This window comes from Psychrosphaera sp. 1_MG-2023, assembly GCF_030548245.1.
Classification (GTDB): Bacteria; Pseudomonadota; Gammaproteobacteria; order Enterobacterales; family Alteromonadaceae; genus Psychrosphaera; species Psychrosphaera algicola.
The window spans coordinates 65,628-85,414 of sequence record NZ_JAUORW010000019.1 but is presented as its reverse complement, the minus strand read 5'-3'; the positions used below and the strand labels follow the sequence as shown (position 1 = coordinate 85,414).

General features: G+C 41.4%; 18 protein-coding genes. 11 read left to right on the top strand and 7 right to left on the bottom strand.

The features are described from left to right. Positions 1–54 precede the first annotated feature (54 nt). Positions 55–768, top strand: coding sequence for a ribonuclease PH (gene rph, locus Q4575_RS16595; protein ID WP_215962458.1), 714 nt, complete (start codon positions 55–57; stop codon positions 766–768). Positions 769–786: 18 nt separating this feature from the next. Continuing rightward, positions 787–1,428: an orotate phosphoribosyltransferase gene (gene pyrE, locus Q4575_RS16590; protein WP_215962457.1), complete on the top strand. Its 642-nt coding sequence runs from the start codon at positions 787–789 to the stop codon at positions 1,426–1,428. A gap of 178 nt (positions 1,429–1,606) precedes the next feature. Here the strand turns inward: pyrE and metJ are convergent, their stop codons facing one another. Beyond that, on the bottom strand, positions 1,607–1,924 hold the full coding sequence (gene metJ / locus Q4575_RS16585; RefSeq protein ID WP_215962456.1) for a met regulon transcriptional regulator MetJ: 318 nt from the start codon (positions 1,922–1,924) through the stop codon (positions 1,607–1,609). Between the two features lie 261 nt (positions 1,925–2,185). Between metJ and metB the strand changes: the two genes are divergently transcribed. The 8 genes from metB to panP all read left to right on the top strand — a co-directional run bounded on the left by metB (position 2,186) and on the right by panP (position 12,368). After that, positions 2,186–3,478 (top strand): cystathionine gamma-synthase, encoded by a 1,293-nt coding sequence (metB, locus tag Q4575_RS16580; RefSeq protein WP_303523555.1) that lies wholly within the window; start codon positions 2,186–2,188, stop codon positions 3,476–3,478. A gap of 10 nt (positions 3,479–3,488) precedes the next feature. Beyond that, positions 3,489–4,613 (top strand): aspartate kinase, encoded by a 1,125-nt coding sequence (locus Q4575_RS16575; RefSeq protein ID WP_215962454.1) that lies wholly within the window; start codon positions 3,489–3,491, stop codon positions 4,611–4,613. A gap of 8 nt (positions 4,614–4,621) precedes the next feature. Then, entirely contained in the window at positions 4,622–5,521 is a 900-nt protein-coding gene (gene metF, locus Q4575_RS16570; RefSeq protein ID WP_215962453.1) for a methylenetetrahydrofolate reductase, read from the top strand. 898 nt (positions 5,522–6,419) lie between these two features. After that, positions 6,420–8,288 (top strand): DUF3413 domain-containing protein, encoded by a 1,869-nt coding sequence (locus tag Q4575_RS16565; protein ID WP_303523554.1) that lies wholly within the window; start codon positions 6,420–6,422, stop codon positions 8,286–8,288. A gap of 177 nt (positions 8,289–8,465) precedes the next feature. Next, positions 8,466–8,909 carry a DUF5665 domain-containing protein gene (locus tag Q4575_RS16560; protein ID WP_303523553.1) on the top strand — a complete coding sequence of 148 codons (444 nt, stop codon included), beginning with the start codon at positions 8,466–8,468 and terminating at the stop codon, positions 8,907–8,909. 90 nt (positions 8,910–8,999) lie between these two features. Then, positions 9,000–9,581, top strand: coding sequence for an alkylphosphonate utilization protein (locus tag Q4575_RS16555; RefSeq protein WP_215964195.1), 582 nt, complete (start codon positions 9,000–9,002; stop codon positions 9,579–9,581). 3 nt (positions 9,582–9,584) lie between these two features. Next, positions 9,585–10,283: a tRNA (guanosine(46)-N(7))-methyltransferase TrmB gene (locus Q4575_RS16550; RefSeq protein ID WP_303523552.1), complete on the top strand. Its 699-nt coding sequence runs from the start codon at positions 9,585–9,587 to the stop codon at positions 10,281–10,283. Between the two features lie 432 nt (positions 10,284–10,715). Further along, positions 10,716–12,368: a pyridoxal-dependent aspartate 1-decarboxylase PanP gene (gene panP, locus Q4575_RS16545; RefSeq protein ID WP_215964200.1), complete on the top strand. Its 1,653-nt coding sequence runs from the start codon at positions 10,716–10,718 to the stop codon at positions 12,366–12,368. Between the two features lie 143 nt (positions 12,369–12,511). Here the strand turns inward: panP and panC are convergent, their stop codons facing one another. From panC to pcnB, 4 genes are read right to left on the bottom strand one after another with little or no spacing between them, the layout of a single operon-like run. Further along, on the bottom strand, positions 12,512–13,414 hold the full coding sequence (panC, locus tag Q4575_RS16540) for a pantoate--beta-alanine ligase (protein WP_272181663.1): 903 nt from the start codon (positions 13,412–13,414) through the stop codon (positions 12,512–12,514). 15 nt (positions 13,415–13,429) lie between these two features. After that, positions 13,430–14,224, bottom strand: a complete 795-nt coding sequence (panB, locus tag Q4575_RS16535) for a 3-methyl-2-oxobutanoate hydroxymethyltransferase (protein WP_215964192.1) — start codon at positions 14,222–14,224, stop codon at positions 13,430–13,432. Between the two features lie 25 nt (positions 14,225–14,249). Next, positions 14,250–14,735 carry a 2-amino-4-hydroxy-6-hydroxymethyldihydropteridine diphosphokinase gene (gene folK / locus Q4575_RS16530; protein WP_303523551.1) on the bottom strand — a complete coding sequence of 162 codons (486 nt, stop codon included), beginning with the start codon at positions 14,733–14,735 and terminating at the stop codon, positions 14,250–14,252. A gap of 2 nt (positions 14,736–14,737) precedes the next feature. Beyond that, a complete protein-coding gene (gene pcnB, locus Q4575_RS16525) occupies positions 14,738–16,132 on the bottom strand; it encodes a polynucleotide adenylyltransferase PcnB (RefSeq protein ID WP_215964198.1) in 1,395 nt (464 codons plus the stop codon). 328 nt (positions 16,133–16,460) lie between these two features. Here pcnB and Q4575_RS16520 point away from each other — a divergent pair, with 328 nt between their 5' ends. Further along, positions 16,461–17,327 carry a DUF3014 domain-containing protein gene (locus Q4575_RS16520; RefSeq protein WP_303523550.1) on the top strand — a complete coding sequence of 289 codons (867 nt, stop codon included), beginning with the start codon at positions 16,461–16,463 and terminating at the stop codon, positions 17,325–17,327. 898 nt (positions 17,328–18,225) lie between these two features. On the opposite strand, the gene gluQRS is transcribed toward Q4575_RS16520, so the two are convergent. Both gluQRS and dksA read right to left on the bottom strand, forming a co-directional pair. Further along, entirely contained in the window at positions 18,226–19,188 is a 963-nt protein-coding gene (gluQRS, locus tag Q4575_RS16515) for a tRNA glutamyl-Q(34) synthetase GluQRS (RefSeq protein ID WP_303523549.1), read from the bottom strand. A gap of 36 nt (positions 19,189–19,224) precedes the next feature. Further along, positions 19,225–19,665: an RNA polymerase-binding protein DksA gene (dksA, locus tag Q4575_RS16510; protein WP_215965170.1), complete on the bottom strand. Its 441-nt coding sequence runs from the start codon at positions 19,663–19,665 to the stop codon at positions 19,225–19,227. Positions 19,666–19,787: the final 122 nt, after the last annotated feature.

The following is a 19,787-nucleotide window of genomic DNA, read 5'->3' as shown; positions in this document are numbered from 1 at the left end:
TATACACCTTTTGTTGGTATATTACGTTTTCAAGAAATTTAATAGGGTATTAACATGCGTCCAAGCGGCAGAACAACTTCTCAAATTCGACCAGTCACCATCACACGTAACTTTACAGCACACGCTGAAGGTTCAGTTTTAATTGAGATTGGCGATACAAAAGTATTATGTAATGCGACCGTTGAAGTGGGCGTACCGCGTTTTATGAAAGGTAAAGGTAAAGGTTGGGTAACGGCGGAATACGGTATGTTACCGCGTTCGACTCATACTCGTAACAACCGTGAAGCTGCGCGTGGCAAACAGTCTGGCCGTACAATGGAAATTCAACGTCTCATCGCTCGTTCACTTCGTGCCGCTGTCGATTTAACGGCGCTAGGCGAAAATACCATTACCGTTGATTGCGATGTTATCCAAGCTGATGGCGGAACACGTACTGCGTCAATTACAGGTGCTTGTGTGGCGTTAGTTGATGCAATTAACTATATGCGTAAAGAAAACATCATTAAAACGAATCCGCTTAAACACCTTATTGCGGCTATCTCAGTTGGTGTTTATAAAGGCACGCCAATTGCCGATTTAGAATACCTTGAAGATTCTGAGGCTGATACTGACATGAATGTGATAATGACCGAAGACGGTCGTTTAATCGAAGTACAAGGCACGGCAGAAGAAGAACCATTTACGTTTGACGAAATGCAAGAAATGTTAGCTTTAGCTAAAAATGCGATTGGCGAACTTATCGATGAACAGAAAAAAGCGATTGCTTAAGTAATACTAGGTGACCACATGAAAGATTATCAAATTGAATTTATTGAATTTGCACTAGAAAAACAAGTTTTAAAGTTTGGCGAATTCACCTTAAAATCTGGCCGTACGAGTCCGTATTTCTTTAATGCAGGTTTGTTTAATACCGGTCGTGATCTCGCGCGTTTAGGTCGTTTTTATGCAGCTGCATTGGTCGACTCTGGCATCAAGTTTGACGTATTGTTTGGCCCTGCTTATAAAGGCATTCCAATTGCGACTACAACGGCGGTTGCGTTGGCTGATCATCACGATATTGACACGCCATACTGCTTTAATCGTAAAGAGAAAAAGACCCACGGTGAAGGCGGAAGTTTAGTTGGATCTGAGCTTAAAGGTGACATCATGTTAGTGGATGATGTGATCACAGCGGGCACGGCGATTCGTGAATCGATGGAGATCATTCAGCAACATGGTGCTAATTTATCTGGGGTGTTAATTGCTTTAGATCGCCAGGAAAAAGGCAAAGGCGAATTGTCTGCGATTCAAGAAGTTGAACGCGATTTTGGTACAAAAGTCATATCAATCGTGACATTAGCAGACGTAATTACTTATTTGGCTAAGACGCCATCTTATGCTGACTATTTACCTTTAGTGGAAGCGTATCGTACAAACTACGGTATTTAAGACAAAGGTACTGTTGGGCAAAAGTCTTGTTTATCAGTCATTTTGCTAACAGGCGTATTCATATTAAAATCAAACGTTAATATAAATAGCAAAAACGAACGTTAATAAAAAAGCCATCGAATGCAAATTTGATGGCTTTTTTTATTTCGGTTGTATTTAGTCGAACTAACTAAAATAACTAATCTTCGATTTCAGGGATCGCTTTTCCCATCTCTATCAAAATATTGCGCACTTCTTCAGGTATTTGTTCAGGATTGTCTTTCGACAAATCACCGTCGGCCGGCAAAGGTTGGCCTGTAAACGCGTGTAGAAATGCTTCACATAACAATTCGCTATTAGTAGCGTGCCGCAAGTTATTCACTTGGCGTCGAGTTCGCTCGTCGGTTAATACTTTTAAAACGTTAAGCGGAATTGAGACGGTTATTTTTTTAACCTTTTCCGCTTTTTTTCCATGTTCTGCATAAGGATGAATGTATTCGCCATTCCACGTAGCCATAGTACACCTGCGATGTTCAGTAATTCTTTTTTAACATTTTTGCCACTTCGAACTCGTCTTTGGAAGTATTAGGACGTTATGGGCAAAATCGAAAGATATAAGTTAAAGACCCGGCAAATTGTATTGGATTAAATTAATTAGTCAAATTATCGATTTCTAAAAGTTTAGACGTCTAGACTGTTGACATAAAAATTAATCAGTTTATAGTCTAGTCATCTTGAATGGTTTAGCCATCTAAACGTATAAAAGTCTGGAATGAACATGAGTAACTTAGCAAATAAAGATTTCGCAGCAGCAACAATAGCCGTGCAAACCGGTTTAAACACAGATAAAAATCACCAATCAGTTGTTGCCCCAATTTATATGGCTAGTAACTACAAGTTTGAAGACTTAAACAATCGCCCGGCTTACGAATACAGCCGCAGTGGCAACCCTACCCGTGACTTGTTAGCAAATGCATTAACCGAACTTGAGTACGGTGTCGGGTCGGTGGTTACGTCATCTGGCATGGCGGCAATCAACTTAGTCTTAAATCTGTTGTCAAAAGATGATGTGATTGTTGCGCCACAGGATTGTTACGGCGGCACCTATCGTTTGTTCGACAGTTTTGCTCAGCGCGGTGTGTTCAAATTAGTCTGGCTTGACTATTATGCAGACGATATCGAACAACAAATTCAAAAAATTAAACCGAGTATTGTTTGGATTGAAACCCCAAGTAATCCGTTACTTCGTATTACTGACATTAAAAAATTATCAGCGACCGCTAAGTCGGTTGGCGCACGCACTGTTGTAGATAATACGTTTTTGTCGCCAATTGGTCAGACGCCGTTAAAACTTGGTGCCGACATTGTTGTGCATTCAAGCACAAAATATTTAAACGGTCATTCAGACGTTGTATCAGGCGCTGTAATTTGTGCGAGTGCTGACGATCATGAGCAATTAGCTTGGTGGGCAAATAATACAGGCGTTACCGGTTCTCCGTTCGACAGTTATTTAATATTGCGCGGGATCAGAACCTTGCCGTTAAGAATTAAGCAACACAGTAAAAATGCCCAGTCTATTGCTGAAGTGCTCGATGCGCACGAATTGGTAAAACACGTTAATTTCCCTGGATTACCTTCACATCCGGATCATGAACTAGCGAATCGTCAGCAAAATTACAATGCTGGAATGTTGAGTTTTGAATTAAACGGGGATATCAACACCGTTAATTCGTTTATCAAAAATTTGCAGCTCTTCACATTAGCGGAATCATTAGGTGGCACCGAGAGTTTGGTTTGTCATCCGTCAACAATGACACATGCGGCAATGGATGAAGAAGCCCAATTAACGGCTGGAATTACGACTCAACTTGTTCGTTTCTCGGTTGGGATAGAAGATAAAGCAGACTTGGTTGCTGACGTAATACAGGCTTTATCCGTTGCGAACATTGAAAAAAATACACCAAATGCGGCGGGACGTTCTGCTAAAGCTGGTTTAAAAAAAGTATTAGACGATGATTCGGTAGACTCAGCGGCTTGCCGACTCAGTCCTGCGCTCGCGGCATTGTGGTAGGGAGTAGATAATGTCAAATAACCTTACTGAAATTAATGTTGTTGTATTGGGGCGTGGTGTTGTTGGCTCGGTCTGGCTTGACGGTAGTGCTGAGCTTAGATCTCGTTTTAAAAATGTTGCTAACGTTAAAATTGTTGCTGTTGCTAATTCGACTCGCTATTTGTTAGATAAAAATGGTCTTGGTATTGAACAATTAAATCAATATGCTCAGTTATCTAAAGCTGCGGACTTACATCAGCTGATTGGTGCGTTGTCTGATTTAGAGTTACCAAACTTGGTTATTTTAGATCTCACAGCCAGCGATATTGTTGCAAATCGTTATTTAGAATTTGCTGAACGTAGCTGGAATGTTATTTCAGCTAACAAAATCCCTTTAACTAAATCAACAGAACGCCATAAATTGTTGATCAATACATTCAGAGCGAATGGGTGTTTTTGGGGTATTAATGCCACAGTAGGCGCGGCGTTACCTGTGCAGTCTAGCTTAAGTGACTTACTGCAAGCGGGTGATAAACTGCAGTCCATAACCGGTGTTTTTTCTGGTAGCTTGTCCTACTTATTAAGTTATTATGACGGTGAACAAAGTTTTACTGACTTAATCAAACAAGCAAAAGAAGTCGGTATGACCGAGCCTGACCCACGAGACGATTTATCTGGGACAGACGTTCAACGCAAATTATTAATTTTGGCGCGTATCGCAGGATATTCGTTAAACCTAGAAGACATTAGAGTATCGCCGTTATTACCCCAGTCTTTATTAGACGGTGACCTTAATGACTTTTGGAACAATGCTGAAGCGATTGACCAGTTTATGGCTGAGAAAAGCGCGGCAGCTAAAAAAGTCGGTCAGAAATTAGCTTATCAAGCAAAAGCCACTTTTAACGGCAATGTAGCCGAAGGCGAGGTGAGTTTAGTGTCGTTGCCACTTGATAATGCGCTTACCCAACTTACGCCAGCGGATAATGTTTTCACATTAACAACTGATTTTTACTTGAATAACCCGCTTGTTATTCGAGGCCCGGGCGCAGGTGCAATTGTCACCGCGACCGCTGTAAACATAGATTTGAATAAATATATCCTGCAGATTGCTGTCGCAGCATCTGGCACAGGAAATCCAAGAACAGAATTATATTAGGAGGCGTCATGGCTTTTCATCATGCGCAACAGCTAGAATCCATCAACAACAACTTGTTGGACATTAAAGGTAAGATCGACGTTTCATTTGAATTTTTCCCACCAAATTCAGCAGAAATGGAAACCACATTGTGGAATTCTATCGAGCGTTTAACTCCGCTTAATCCAAAGTTTGTATCAGTTACATACGGTGCAGGTTCAGGCACACGTGACCGTACTCACGATGTAATAAAACGCATTCAAAAAGAAACAAATCTTGCAACGGCTGCTCATTTAACGTGTATAGACGCAAATGAAGATGAGTTGAAAGCAATAGCTAAAGATTATTGGGATCACGGCGTTCGTCATATTGTGGCGTTACGTGGTGACTTGCCAGACAACTCTACTGTTCCGCATATGTACGCGACAGACTTAGTTAAGTTGTTGAAAAAAGAAAACGATTTTGAAATTTCAGTAGCCGCTTACCCAGAAGTGCATCCAGATGCACGCAATGCACAAGCAGATTTGATCAACTTAAAACGTAAAATAGACGCTGGGGCGACTCGAGCAATTACGCAATTTTTCTTTGACGTAGAAACCTATTTACGATTTAGGGACCGTTGCGTTGCCGCTGGAATCGAAGCTGAAATCGTACCGGGTATCTTGCCTGTAACTAACTTTAAAACGTTAAAGCGTTTTGCCGGATTAACTAACGTTAATGTACCTAATTGGTTACACAACTCCTTTGACGGTCTTGATAATGACCCAACAACTCGTAACCTAGTTGGCGCGTCAGTAGCTATGGATCAGGTAAAAGTATTATCTAAAGAAGGCGTAAAAGACTTCCATTTTTATACCTTGAACCGTAGTGAATTAACGTATGCCATTTGCCATTTGTTAGGTGTTCGCGCACAAGACAATCAAGGGTAAAATAAAAAGATGAATGCGTCTGATGCTGTTTAAGCCAGACGCAAATCCTTTCCGGCACGTCTGTACCAATCGCTATTCTCAATATATATGCTCATAATTTTAGAAAAAAAGTCATTCCAAAAACACAGAAAAACGTCATTCCAATTAAACAGAAAAAAACGTCATCCCAAAAGTGCCTAAGCGATATTAGGGATCTCCAACCAAATGCAGAGGAATTTCATAATTCGCCTTGCGGGCTGCGCTTTTCTTTGCCCTGCGGGCGGCTATTTCGACTGCGTCGACCTTACTTTTTTCAACAGCCAAAAAAGTAGGCAAAAAGGCCGCTTTCGACCAAATCCCTAATCCTTATTTAAGATTTATATTATCGTCGAAGACGGAATGTACGCACATCCCTATGCACATTCCTTGCAACGGCGTCCCTGCCGTTCACTTCGAGATATAAATCTCAACTAAGGGGGATTTAGACGAAGGAAAAAGTCGCCTGAACTTTATGTGCAATAAGGCGTTGTTTTAAACAAAAAACGTCATTCCCTAGCTTGTAAAATGAGTCGAGCCTAAGCGATATTAGGGATCTCCAACCAAGTGCAGAGGAAGTTCATAATTCGCCTTTCAATTGGCTCAAGATTTCAGAACAAAAAACGCCATTCCAAATACCCAGAAAACCGTCATCCTTTAGCTTGTAATATGAGTCGAGCCTAAGCGATATTAGGGATCTCCAACCAAGTGCAGAGGACGTTATAAAATCAGCGACACTGACCCCATTGGTCTTAGTGGGAGTTCATATTTAGTGATTAGTATTCGATTTGTTACATTTTTGTTTATGATTTATTAAGGTTTTGTTTCACATACTGAAGCGGTCACAGTAAAATTGCGCTGAATTTTTAATGATGAGCAATTTATGACAAACCGTGCAGTATTTCTAAAATGGACTTTGGCCTTTTCTATCTTCATCAGTGTGATCTTGTGTGTCATTTCACTTCGATTTTTTGAATTTATGCCAGAAATTTCCAGTGCCAAAGCAGCGCTTTTCATCTCAACGGGTCTGTTTAGTCATTATGTGCTTATTTGTTTGTTGGTATATTTGTCTCTTTGGCTTGTCAGTTTTCCACTCAAGTTTGTTCCCCACGGTTTCAAGGTGCTAAAAGTCATCACCTTAATATTGGCTGCGGCCGGCTGCTTTCTATTGGTCGCTGATACCTTTGTTTATACTCAATATCGCTTCCACATTTCTGGATTTGTGGTCGACATGCTGCTTCAAGGCGGAAGTGCGATAATCGATTTATCTTGGTTTACTTGGTTGATTACAGGTTTGGTTGGCGTCATTTGCCTAGTTGGTATTGTGGCGCTATCTCGCTGGGCAAATCTGGTATCGCAAAGTGGCCAGTGGTTACGAATAAAAAGGATTTATTTATCAGCGTTTTTTGTGAGCTTTTTTGTAAGTAACGGCATTCATTTATTTGCCGACGCAACGTATGACCAAAGCGTGACAGCGCTTGTTCGTCATATTCCAATGTTTTCGCCACTTACGGGTAAATCAACATTACTCAATTCTGGTTTAATAGACGCGGAGTCCATTCGTGCAGAGCGACAAAACCTGTCGATTAAAACCTCAAGTGAACTTAATTACCCAAAACAGCCAATTGTTACAACAGATAATGATGAATCGCTAAACGTTTTAATGATCATCGTCGACTCCCTGCGTTATGACATGTTAAACGATACAAACATGCCATCGGTTATGACATTAAATAATGGGCCAAATACGTTAGGCTTTGAACAACATATCAGTGGCGGCAACTCTACTCGCACTGGTATTTTTAACTTATTTTATGGCCTACCAGGTACGTATTGGAACGCATTTTCAAGTAACCAGGTTTCGCCGGTACTGATGGATACGTTTTTAGAACATAACTATCAACCTAAAATTTTTGCTGCGGCACCGCTAACAAAACCGGCTTTTGACCGCACAGTGTTTTCTAAGGTGACCGATTTAACGTTAAAAACCCCAGGAGACTCTCCTTGGCAACGGGACGAAAATATTACCGAATATTGGCTCGACTTTGTTGAGCAAAGAGCCGCAGATCCAAGTAATCAAACGCCATTTTTTGGCATGTTATTTTACGATGGTGTACATGGCTTTTCCGTACCAGAAAATGCGGAGTCTAGATTTGAACCAAGTTGGCAAAGGGTGGATCATCTATCGCTAAATGCCGATTTTGATCCAACGCCGTATTTTAATCTTTATCAAAACTCGGTTTATCAGGTGGATAAACAAATTAATCGAGTATTGACCCAGCTACGGGAAACAGGGTTGTTAGACAATACCATTGTCATTTTTACCAGTGATCACGGGCAGGAATTTAATGATAACAAGCAGAATTACTGGGGGCATGGCAGTAACTTTACTGACGTCCAAGTCAAAGTCCCATTTTTTGTGCACTGGCCCGGTAAAGCCAAAGCAAATTACACGCACCGTACGAGCCACAGTGATCTGAGTGTGACATTAATGGAAGATTTATTTAACGTCACCAACTCTCGGGCTGACTACAGTACCGGCGTTCATTTATTTGAAGAACAACGAGACTCGTGGACCATAATTGGAAGCTATGTTAATTACGCGATAAAAGAATCAGAACAGCAAACGGTTACTTATCCAAATGGCAGCTATGAAATTTTGGATAACCGAGGCAAGCCAAAAGAAAACGGTAAGCTAGCTACCGATATCGCGCTTAAGGCCATGAAGCAGATGTCTGACTTTTATCAGTAATGTGATTTAAAGACGGGTAAAGTCGGTCATCACTCAACTTGCTTGTTAGGTTATTTACGTTATTCTGTTTTTATTGCTCAGTCGCGGCTAGTCAAAAAAGAAGATAGCCGTTTCTTGTAATTAACCATTATTTACCCTTAGCTATTTATTCATAGGCGTCACAAATTAAGTATGAAGATGACAAACGAAGACAATCTTGTTGCTCACAAAAGTGAAGCGATGAGCGACCCAAAAAGTGACGTTTTAGGATCAAATCTAGAGCCGAAAAAAGATCTGGAAGAAGCCACTATTAAAGCCGAGTCTGAACAGCAAAATGTAGCGTCATCTGACGAAACATCTGAGCTTTCTATCTATGATGCCTTATTAAAACAGACTGAAAATATTCAGGCGGAACTCGAAAAACTTAACAATCATAAGTTAGTACATACTTACAACTCAATTCCTAGATTGATGTGGTTTAGTCTGCTAAAAGGCATTTCTTTGGGTTTAGGAAGTGTCTTAGGTGCGACGGTTGTTTTATCTACATTAGTGTATTTGCTATCGCAAATGGAGTTTATTCCTATCATAGGTGAATGGATTTCCGCGATTTTAGATGTAGTGAAGGAAAAACCAGACAATTAGTGTGCTTTTACAATTTAAATTTATCGTGAGATTTGGCATAATACGTCGCCTGTTTGCCACACATTGATGGCTCTTATTAAAAGGCTCAACATGTCTATCGAATCAACACTTCAACAACGCAGTAACAATACTTGTGAACTTTGCAGCTCAACTACTGACTTAACCGTTTATGCCGTTGCACCGAAAACCGGTGACCACTCGGATGATTGTGTTTTGACGTGTGGGACTTGTACCGAGCAACTTAATGGCGACGCTGACCTTAATATGACGCATTGGCGTTGTTTAAACGACAGCATGTGGAGCACAGTGCCAGCGGTTCAAGTATTGGCATTTCAACAGCTTACTATTTTGACTCAAGCTGGCGAAACCTGGGCTCAAGACTTGTTAGACATGATGTACCTAGAAGATGATGCAAAAGCATGGGGCGAGTCTGGAATTGCACACCGTACAGCCGGTGGTGATTCTGAAGCCATTGACTCAAATGGGACAAAGCTTGCTGCTGGTGACAACGTTTATTTAATTAAAGATTTGCAAGTTAAAGGGGCTGGCTTTACGGCCAAGCAAGGGACGACAGTTCGCGGCATTTCGCTAACCTCTAACCCTGATCATATCGAAGGTCGTGTTAACGGTCAGAAGATAGTGATCTTAACTAAATTTGTGAAAAAGGTTTAATTTATGGAGAGTGGCGAAGGTAATTCGAGAGCCGTAACATCGAATCAAACTGGTGTGCACGACGATTTAGTGTCCGTCGTAGATAAACATCTCAACACTCAGTTTAAAAAACCTTACGCCGCTTTTTCAATCGAGACGTTTGAACAAATTAGACGCACCGTCAATGCGTTTCTGCAAGACAATCCAGCGGGAACGATTATTCTCGACTCCTGTTGCGGTGTTGGCGAGAGTGCTTATCATCATGCTCGCAGCAACCCAGCTAGCTTAGTTATTGCTATTGATAAATCAGAGCATCGGATCGAAAAGCAAGAACATCATAGTCAGGCGTCAGTAACCAACTGTTTTTTCTTTCGCGGTGACTTAAACGACTTGTGGCGTTTGATTTCAGTTGAAGACTGGCCTATTTCTCATCACTATATCCTGTATCCAAATCCTTGGCCTAAAAGCAAACATTTAGGTCGTCGATGGCACGGTTCTCCTGTTTTCAAAAACTTACCGAAAATTGGCAAACGTTTGATTGTTAGAAGTAATTGGTCCATCTATATCGAAGAATTTGTAGCGGCGTTAAAGCAAACGGGTATCGTTGCCCAAATGCAAGAGTATAAAAGCGACACCGCCATAACGCCTTTTGAGCGAAAATATTGGGCCAGTGGTCAAAAAAGCTATCAACTCGACGTTCGGCTAGATGGTTATTTTGACTAACATTTAGTTAAAATATAGAAAAGTTAAAACTCCCTATCTGTTGTCACTTTGTATTTATCCTTTAATAACAATGGGTTAACTTTTGGCATTTATCCTGTATTAGCTATTGTACTTATAGATTACAGGAAGACACAAAATGACAACTCAGCACCCCAAACGATTTGTATTAACGACCGCATTTGCTTTAATTGCATTAGTCGAACTTTCATTTGTTTTGCTTGGTTCCATGATGTGATTTCCTACATGATATAAGTTTTTTCCCAAATAGCGCGGATATGAACAGATATCTAAGCTAACCAATATTTTGACCGCTTGTCTCACCATTCAAGCGGTTTTTTTTGTTGATTTCGGTATATTTGTCCCGCTAATTGCAGACATTACAGTTGAGTTACAGTAAAGTACTGGAAAATTTTTCGCTCAATTTTCTAAATGATGTCAGAGAAAAGATTCGCTGCGGCGACGGAACAAAACTTATTTCGTATTTTTACGATACCAGAAGAAGCAGACTCAACGTTGGCTCGGATAGAACAAGAGATCTCTAATAATTTAGATGGTTTTTTGCGAGATAATATTGTGGCTGTGGAAAAACCCTTGTCTGAAATAGAACAAGACTTTTTGGATTCTGTCATTCCTGAGCATCCTCAGTTTGTTTCAGATTTTGCTGACGACATACTTGCGAAGCTTATTGCTCAGTCGGTACATACTTCATCCCCTAGCTTTATAGGGCATATGACATCAGCCTTACCTTACTTTTTATTGCCATTGTCCAAACTTATGGTTGGGTTAAATCAAAATTTGGTAAAGATAGAAACATCTAAAGCGTTTACGCCGTTAGAGCGTCAAACCATAGGTATGTTGCATCGAATCGCCTACGGTGAACTGCAAGCGTCACCCCAGCAAGCGGACGATTATTACAACCGATACATGCACAGTGCAGAAACCTCACTTGGGGCGTTTTGTTCGGGCGGTACGGTTGCTAATATAAGTGCTCTTTGGGTTGCACGTAATGCCTTGTTACGTCCTGATGGAGCTTTCCGTGGTGTTGCCAAAGAAGGTTTGTTCCGGGCGATGACCCATTATGGTTACCAACGGTTGGTGATCTTAGTTTCAGAGCGTGGTCATTATTCCTTAGGTAAATCCGCCGATGTACTCGGTTTAGGTCGCGATGACATAGTGACTGTACCAACCGATGAAAATAATAAGATAAGAGTTGATGTCCTCGAAGACATTATTCTGCAGTTAAAAGCGGATAATGCCGGAATTCTTGCCATTGTTGGCGTCGCAGGGACAACCGAGACAGGCAATGTTGACCCATTAGATAAAATTGCCGATGTTGCAGACAAATACAAAATTCACTTCCATGTCGATGCGGCTTGGGGTGGAGCTACGTTAATGTCTGAGACCCAGCGTAAGATATTACGAGGCATCGAACGAGCTGATTCAATAACTATCGACGCCCACAAACAAATGTATGTGCCTATGGGCGCGGGTATGGTGTTGTTCAAAGATCCGCATTCAACCGACGTTATTGAACATCACGCCGAATATATTTTACGTAAAGGTTCAAAAGATTTGGGAACCCATACGTTAGAAGGTAGTCGACCTGGAACTTCGATGCTGGTGTATGCCTGCATGAAAGTGATGGGGCGTAAAGGTTACGAGATCTTAATTGATAGAAGTATCGACACTGCGCACTATTTCGCTAATTTGATCGCTAAAGATCCTGATTTTGAATTGGTTTCCAAACCTGAACTTTGTTTATTGACATACCGCTACGTGCCTAGTGCTGTGCAGGAGTATTTACGTCACTGTAGCGATGAAGATAAAAGGGTCATTAACGAGTTACTCAATGATCTAACAAAGTTCATTCAGAAGAAACAACGTGAGTCAGGAAAATCATTTGTGTCTCGTACGCGTTTAACTCCGCAAGCTCATAGCGGACAAACAATTACTGTATTTAGATGTGTGTTGGCGAACCCGCTAACCACTCGTGATATTTTGCATGAGATACTTGAAGAACAAAAAGAAATCGCTCGGGAAAGCTGGAGAAGTTTACCGGCTATTTTAGAAAAGCTACGCAGTTAAGCCATACAGCATAAAAAAAGCGCGAACAAAGTTTTTTGTTGGCGCTTATCATTCTTACCTCAAGTTTAGTCGATTTAGCCAAACTCCATTTACTTTAGAGTGTTAATCAACGATTCGCCATTTATAGGTACTCGCTAACAAACCTAACGGCTAAACGTGATGTTATCGATAAGTCGGGCTTTTCCTAAAAAGGCAGCACCGAGAACAACAAAGTCTTGGGTGTCTTGGGTTATAGGAGCCAAGGTATGGGCGTCTCGAGCGATAACATAATCAACTTTTAACCCTGCTTCATTTATTGCAGCAATCGCGGCAGCTTCAATCTGGGCGTTATCATCAATCACAGAACGGTTATTTGATAAATTATCAGTTGTGGTTGAAGATTGGTAATGTGCCAAAATGGCCGTTTTAACCTGCTGAATTGATTTATGCAGCACAGGAGCAATGGCTTTTTCTGCCGGAGTTAAATAGCCGTTTCGTGAGCTTTTGGCTAAACCACTTTCTTCTCTTACGGTCGGCACTCCAACAATCTTTATGGGCATGTTGAGGTCGGCGACCATAGTGCGGATAACACGCAATTGTTGATAATCTTTTTCACCAAAACAAGCCACGTCGGGCTGAACCATATTAAATAGCTTGGTTACAACGGTCGATACACCGCGGAAATGTCCCGGGCGCTGCGTTGACTCAGCACACAATGTATTGTCGTTATCTGGAACTTGAACAAATGTTTGTGCGCTTAAGCCATTCGGGTACATTTCACTCACACTAGGGAAGTAAACAGCATGGTTATCCGCGGCAGCAAGTTTTTCACAATCGGCATCAAATGTTCGTGGGTAGGCATCTAAGTCTTCGTTTTCACCAAACTGCATTGGATTGACAAAAATCGAGGTGATCACCACATCTGCATGTTGATGAGCTTGATGCACAAGCTGAATGTGACCTTCGTGTAAATTACCCATAGTTGGAACAAAAGCCAAGGTTTTGCCGTCCATACGCAATTGCTGACGCCATTGGCGAAGATCTTCAAGATGCTTAAATATTTGCATTGTTATTTACTTCAATTAGTTAAACGAACGGCTTTCGTCTGGGAAGTCGCCAGATTGCACTTCTTCAATATAAAGTGAAACGGCTTTGCGCATATCCCCGGTGAGCTCGATGTAATTTTTCGAAAATTTTGGAATGTAACCTGAGCTGATCCCAAACATATCGTGCATCACTAAAATTTGGCCGTCGGTTTGATTGCCAGCGCCTATACCAATTGTTGGAATAGCAATAGCATCAGTTATCGCTTTTGCCAGATCGGATGGTACGCATTCTAAAACCAACAAACTTGCGCCTGCAGCTTCTAATCCCTTAGCATGTTCAATCATCTCTAACGCTTTTTGATTGTCACGTCCTTGCACTTTAAAGCCACCAAATACATTCACCGACTGTGGTGTTAGACCTAAGTGACCACAAACTGGAATACCGTTTTTAGTTAACTGTTTTATTGTGCTGTATAACCAATCACCACCTTCCATTTTTACCATGTTAGCACCGGCAGCCATTAGCTCGTGGGCGTTTCTCATGGTTTCAGTCTCGTTGTAATACGTCATAAATGGCATATCAGCAATAACTAAGGCATTTGTCGCACCGGCTCGGACTGATTTGGTATGATAGGCAATTTGTTCGTTGGTGACAGATAATGTGCTGTCGCCCCCTTGTAGTACCATTCCTAGTGAATCGCCAATAAGTAAAACGTGGACACCAACTGAGTCGAATAAACTGGCGAAACTGGCATCATAAGCCGTTAAAGCAGCAATTTTTTCTTCAGATTGTTTCATTTTTAACAGGGTAGATGTGGTGATCTTAGCCATAGGAATTAACCTTTATCACGTTAAGTTAGTTAATTGGCGTCATGCCGTTTAGAGAAATGTGTTTTGTTAATTCAACAACTTCTGTGCCGCATGGTAATACGAGATTTGGTGATATGTCGAGCAGTGGGTAAATGACAAACTCTCGTTGCTTCAATCCATAATGAGGAATTGTTAAGACATCGTTACTAATAGTGTGATCACCAAACAGTAAGATATCTAAATCTAACGTTCTTGGACCCCAATGTTCACCGTCGCGTGTTCTTCCATGTTGCTGTTCAATTGTACAGGTGTGGTCGAACAATCTTGCTGCCGTAAGACTGGTTTCTAATGCAACAACACAGTTGATGTAATCGGGTTGGTCAGCCGGGCCCATTGGGGCACTGCGATATATTTTGGAGACAGCAAAAAACTGGCAATCTGGCAATTCCGACAACGCATCAATGGCTAAATGAATCGTTTTTTCCGGTTCATTTAAGTTAGCCCCAAGGCCAATATAGACAACTTCAGTCATGACTAGCTCGATTGAGTATCGGTATTTTTAGGCTTTGGACGTCTGCGGCGTTTTTTATACGGGCCTTTTTTATTTGGACCATCTGTTGCCGCAGGTGCATTTGTTTTTTCACCTGGCACAACAGGGCGGTGACGGGCTTTAGACGCTCTAATAGCGGCTTCTTTCGCTTCATCACTTTTTTGGAATTCGGTCCAAAATTCGGCAAGTTGAGTTAATTCTCCACCTTCTGCTTCAGCACGTAATATCAAGAAGTCGTAGGCAGCACGGAAACGTGGGTTTTCGGCCAGTTGCACTGGGCGACGGCCTTGAGTCTTAGTTAAACGATGCTGGAATTGCCATATTTCGCGCATAATGGCACTGAAACGTTTTGGAATGGCAACGGTTTTTATCATTTTTTGCAAAATATCATTTGATGCAATTTGGAAAGCATCATAGGGGTGTAATCCACCTTCGATGGCTAATTCGTTGGCGTGTGCTTCAAGTGGGTACCACATTAGCGCCGCTAAAATAAATGCTGGAGATACCGACTTGCCGCTATTAATGCGCTCATCAGTATTTTGGAACATTTGTCTTACTAATATTTCTTCTTTATCTTGGTCGTTACCTGTTAATACTTGATCAACGACCGGGAAGAAATAACGGAACAAGCCAAATTCACGCAACATTTGGAAGTTGTCTTCAGCTTTACCGGCTAAAAACAGCTTTAAACTTTCGTCAAACAAACGTGCTGGCGGTATATTGCGTAACAAGTGTGCCAATTCGTACATTGGTGTTTCTGTACGAGGGGCGATTGTCATACGTAATTTGGTCGCAAAACGGATAGCTCTGAGCATACGAACCGGATCTTCACGATAACGGGTCTCTGGATCACCAATTAAGTCGATGATACCTTTGTCGATATCTTTTAAACCGCCGGCAAAGTCGTGGATGCTAAAGTCATTGATGCTGTAGTACAGCGCATTGACCGTGAAGTCGCGACGTTCTGCGTCTTCTTCAATAGATCCGTAAACATTATCTCGTAATAATTGACCTTCACCCGATGCACGCGATGTTTTTTTCGCTAATTCTTTTGGTGTTTCTTCTTCTTTTGGATCGTCTTCTGGCGCATCGTGATGGCCCCTAAACGTAGCGACCTCAATGATTTCACGACCAAACATAACGTGAGCAAGTCTAAAACGACGACCGATTAAGCGACAGTTATTAAAACAACGTTTTACTTGTTCTGGTGTCGCATTAGTAACAACATCAAAATCTTTAGGTTCGAGGCCGAGTAATAAGTCGCGAATACAGCCACCGACTAAATACGCCTCAAAGCCGTTGTCTTTTAGTCGATACAATACTTTTAAAGCACTTGGACTAAGTTGCTTACGCGATATCGCATGTTCACTGCGAGGCACAGTTGTAGCGCCCGCAAAAGATTGAGTCGACACTGGGGGTGCCGCTTGTTCTGGTTGCTTAACTGATTTTTTTGCTTGAGAATCTTTGCCCAACCAAGAAATAACCTTTCTAAATACCACGAATTAAATACCCAATCTTAAGTTATGAAGGTCAACCTTAACAGGTTGAAGTGGCGCGCATTTTACAGCAATCTGACGCAAATTAAAAATAGTTCGCGCATTGTCATAATATTTAAAATTTAATTTGAACTAAGCCTATGATTTCTGGTCTTATAGCTAATAGTTTTTACGCCATACTGAATTAAGCCTAAATTGGAGAACAAATACAATGGAAACAAGTGGAACTGAGAAAAAACCTTTACCGATTGCCGTATATGCAGGTGCCGTTGCCATTATTCTTGCCGGAGTTGTCTGGGTAGCGATGTCGCCAAGTGATAATGAGCCTGAAAAACCAACGCCAATTGTAAAAATGCCAGAGCCAGTGATATTGCCTGAAATTGAAAAAGAAGCCCCGGAAATGGTTGAGCCAGAACCTGAGCTTGCTGAAATTACGATTGAACCTGAGCCAGAGGTCGAGCCTGAGCCACCAAAACCAGCGCATCCGCCATTGATGGAAAGCGATAATTGGTTTCGCGCGGAGCTGACTGACTTAGTAATGGGCACGCCTGCAATCAAAAAGGTGGTTCAAGAAAATATCATCAGTAATTTTGTTGTATTTATTGATAACGCCGCTAAAGGTGAGATTGTTCGTAAATTTAGCCCAGTTGTTGAGCCTGAAGGAAAATTTAAGGCGACTTTGTTGGAAGGCCCGGAACTTAAATATGTTCTAAACGAACAGAGTTACAAGCGTTATGACATGTATGCCGATCTAATTACTGCGCTGCCAATTGATGCGAGTGATAATTTATATGACACTTTGTCTCCTTTGGTAGAGGAAGCATATTTTGAGCTTGGTTACAGTGAGAATGACTTTAATGATAAAGTTCTTGAAACCATCGATATTTTGATGGAAACACCAATTGTTGATGGCGATATTAATTTAGTAACACCGTCGGCTATGTTTGAGTTTGCAGACAAGAAGCTTGAGGCGTTATTGCCAATTCAAAAACTATTTTTACGAATGGGGCCAAATAACCAACGTAAAATATTACCGGTTTTAGAAGAAATCAAAGCGAAACTAGAAGCGAAAGACTAATCTAAAAATAACAGGGTATTGCCTGTTTTTAATTAACAGTTATTAACGAGAGTTAATTGCAAAGCGACGTTTGAGTAATCAATCGTCGCTTTTTTCGTGACGATCCTAGACCTGTGGGGTCAGAGTCGCTGATTTTATTACTTCCTCTGCACTTGGTTGGAGATCCCTAATATCGCCGTGGCTCTTTTGGGATGACGTTTTTTCTGTTGATTTTGAATGACGGTATTTCTAAAAAAGCACGTTTTCACACCTAAAGTTCAGGCGACTTTTCCCTTCGTCTAAAACCCCCTTAGTTGAGATTTATATCTCGAAGTGAACGGCAGGGACGCCGTTGCAAGGAATGTTTTCATGGACGAAATTACATTCCGTCTTCGACGATAATATAAATCTTAAATAAGGATTAGGGATTTGGCCGAAAGCGGCCTTTTTGCCTACTTTTTTGGCTGTTGAAAAAAGTAAGGTCGACGCAGTCGAAATAGCCGCCTACAAGGCAAAGAAAGGCGTAGCCTGTAAAGCGAATTATGAACTTCCTCTGCACTCGGTTGGAGATCCCTAATATCGCCGTGGCTCTTTTGGGATGACGTTTTTTGTTCTGGTTATTATGAGCTAATTGTAAAGCGAATTATGACATTCCTCTGCACTTGGTTGGAGGTTCCAAATATCGCTCCGCTCTTTTGGAATGACGTTTTTTGTTCTGGAATTATGAGCTAATTTAGGGCGAATTATGTGATTCCTCTGCACTTGGTTGGAGGTTCCAAATATCGCTGTGGCTCGACTCATATTACAAGCTAAGGAATGACGTTTTTTGTTCTGAAATTATGAGCCAATTGAAAGGTGAATTATGAAATTCCTCTGCACTTGGTTGGATATTCTGAATATCGCTTAGGCTAGACTAGTTTTACAAGCTTGAGAATGACGTTTTTTGTTCTGAAATTATTATCTCAGTCGTATCAGGCAAGTTGGCGATATCCCAATGTGCCACTGCCCATGTAATGATATCTGCTACCGATTTTAACATTAAATCTTGCTGAACAGGTAAGCCGAGTAAGGTTAACGCTTGTATTAGCTCAGGTTTTGGATTGTTGATATCAATGGCACGAGCATGATTTTGTTTACTGAGTTTAAACCCTGGTTTAGTTGATACTAATGGCAGGTGCATATAATTAGGTGGGGTGATGCCAAACAACTTGTACAACGACGTTTGTCGAGTTGTGAGGGGTAAAATGTCTGCGCCTCTTACTACTTCCGTTATGCCCTGATCTATGTCATCTATAACAACAACGAGTTGATAAGCAAATAATCCGTCGCGACGTTTGATAATGTAGTCTTCGTGATCAAAATCAGAGTTAGTCTTTGTGGCGTTAACATGATCATTGCAAATTCGTATGGCCGCATCGGTGAGAGGTAAATTTTTGTTTCTACAATAACCCGTATAATTGGCCCCCATTTGCCTAATTTTCTTGCGGCTACAATGACAGGCATAGGTAAGGTTATGTGCGTGTAAGGTGTCTAAGATCTCTTGATAGCGACGTAAACGCCTAGTTTGAACTAAACATCCCCGGTCTGCAGGTGCGAGGTCTTCGCTCGTATTTGGATCAATGTCCCAAGACATACCAAACGCGCTTAGAGCATCTAAAATTTGGTCAACGGCGCCAAACTGTTCTCTGGGTTTATCAATATCTTCGATGCGTACAAACCACAAACCATGGTTGGCTTTTGCTTGTAGATAACTGCCAAGTGCAGTTAATAGAGAACCAAAATGTAGGGGACCACTGGGGGAGGGAGCGAAGCGGCCACGATATTGTGCCTGTTTAAGCAACGTAGATTGATTGCTAAACAAGTTCGTAAATGTGTGGCTCACGCAACGCTAACTTAACAAGGTGTTAAGGCTTTAGCCTTAACCGCCAAGTTGTTTTTCTTTAATTTCAGATAACGTTTTGCAATCGATACATTGGTCTGCAGTAGGACGTGCTTCTAATCGACGGATACCGATTTCGATGCCACATGTTTTACAAAAACCAAAATCATCGCTTTCGATTAAACCAAGTGTTTTTTCAATTTTTTTGATCAACTTGCGTTCACGGTCACGCGTACGTAATTCAAGTGCAAATTCTTCTTCTTGTGACGCGCGGTCAACTGGATCTGGGAAGTTTGCAGCTTCGTCTTGCATATGACTTTTAGTTCTGTCTACTTCTTCACGAAGTTGGTTGCGCCACGCTTCTAAGATTTTTCTAAAATGCGTAAGCTGCTCATCGCTCATGTACTCTTCATTTGGGCTTTCTTGATAAGCCTCAACGCCTGCTTGGGCTAATAGTCCCAATGATTTTTTATCTGCCATGCGTTGTTTATCTCCTAAAGTTCTAAAACCAATTCGCGCAGTTATATTTTGTGTACTTTAGCATCTTGTGCGTAGTGCTAAAAAAAACGGCGCTATCTATAGCAAAATTGGACACAATACGC

Excerpts from the sequence above, each read along its gene's own strand:
- Q4575_RS16520 (WP_303523550.1), top strand. The coding sequence starts at position 16,461 with ATGGAAACAAGTGGAACTGAGAAAAAACCTTTACCGATTGCCGTATAT.
- dksA (WP_215965170.1), bottom strand. The coding sequence starts at position 19,665 with ATGGCAGATAAAAAATCATTGGGACTATTAGCCCAAGCAGGCGTTGAG.
- Q4575_RS16560 (WP_303523553.1), top strand. The coding sequence starts at position 8,466 with ATGACAAACGAAGACAATCTTGTTGCTCACAAAAGTGAAGCGATGAGC.
- Q4575_RS16575 (WP_215962454.1), top strand. The coding sequence starts at position 3,489 with ATGTCAAATAACCTTACTGAAATTAATGTTGTTGTATTGGGGCGTGGT.
- metF (WP_215962453.1), top strand. The coding sequence starts at position 4,622 with ATGGCTTTTCATCATGCGCAACAGCTAGAATCCATCAACAACAACTTG.
- Q4575_RS16565 (WP_303523554.1), top strand. The coding sequence starts at position 6,420 with ATGACAAACCGTGCAGTATTTCTAAAATGGACTTTGGCCTTTTCTATC.
- metJ (WP_215962456.1), bottom strand. The coding sequence starts at position 1,924 with ATGGCTACGTGGAATGGCGAATACATTCATCCTTATGCAGAACATGGA.
- folK (WP_303523551.1), bottom strand. The coding sequence starts at position 14,735 with ATGACTGAAGTTGTCTATATTGGCCTTGGGGCTAACTTAAATGAACCG.
- rph (WP_215962458.1), top strand. The coding sequence starts at position 55 with ATGCGTCCAAGCGGCAGAACAACTTCTCAAATTCGACCAGTCACCATC.
- panP (WP_215964200.1), top strand. The coding sequence starts at position 10,716 with ATGTCAGAGAAAAGATTCGCTGCGGCGACGGAACAAAACTTATTTCGT.
- Q4575_RS16550 (WP_303523552.1), top strand. The coding sequence starts at position 9,585 with ATGGAGAGTGGCGAAGGTAATTCGAGAGCCGTAACATCGAATCAAACT.
- panB (WP_215964192.1), bottom strand. The coding sequence starts at position 14,224 with ATGGCTAAGATCACCACATCTACCCTGTTAAAAATGAAACAATCTGAA.
- pyrE (WP_215962457.1), top strand. The coding sequence starts at position 787 with ATGAAAGATTATCAAATTGAATTTATTGAATTTGCACTAGAAAAACAA.
- Q4575_RS16555 (WP_215964195.1), top strand. The coding sequence starts at position 9,000 with ATGTCTATCGAATCAACACTTCAACAACGCAGTAACAATACTTGTGAA.
- panC (WP_272181663.1), bottom strand. The coding sequence starts at position 13,414 with ATGCAAATATTTAAGCATCTTGAAGATCTTCGCCAATGGCGTCAGCAA.
- metB (WP_303523555.1), top strand. The coding sequence starts at position 2,186 with ATGAGTAACTTAGCAAATAAAGATTTCGCAGCAGCAACAATAGCCGTG.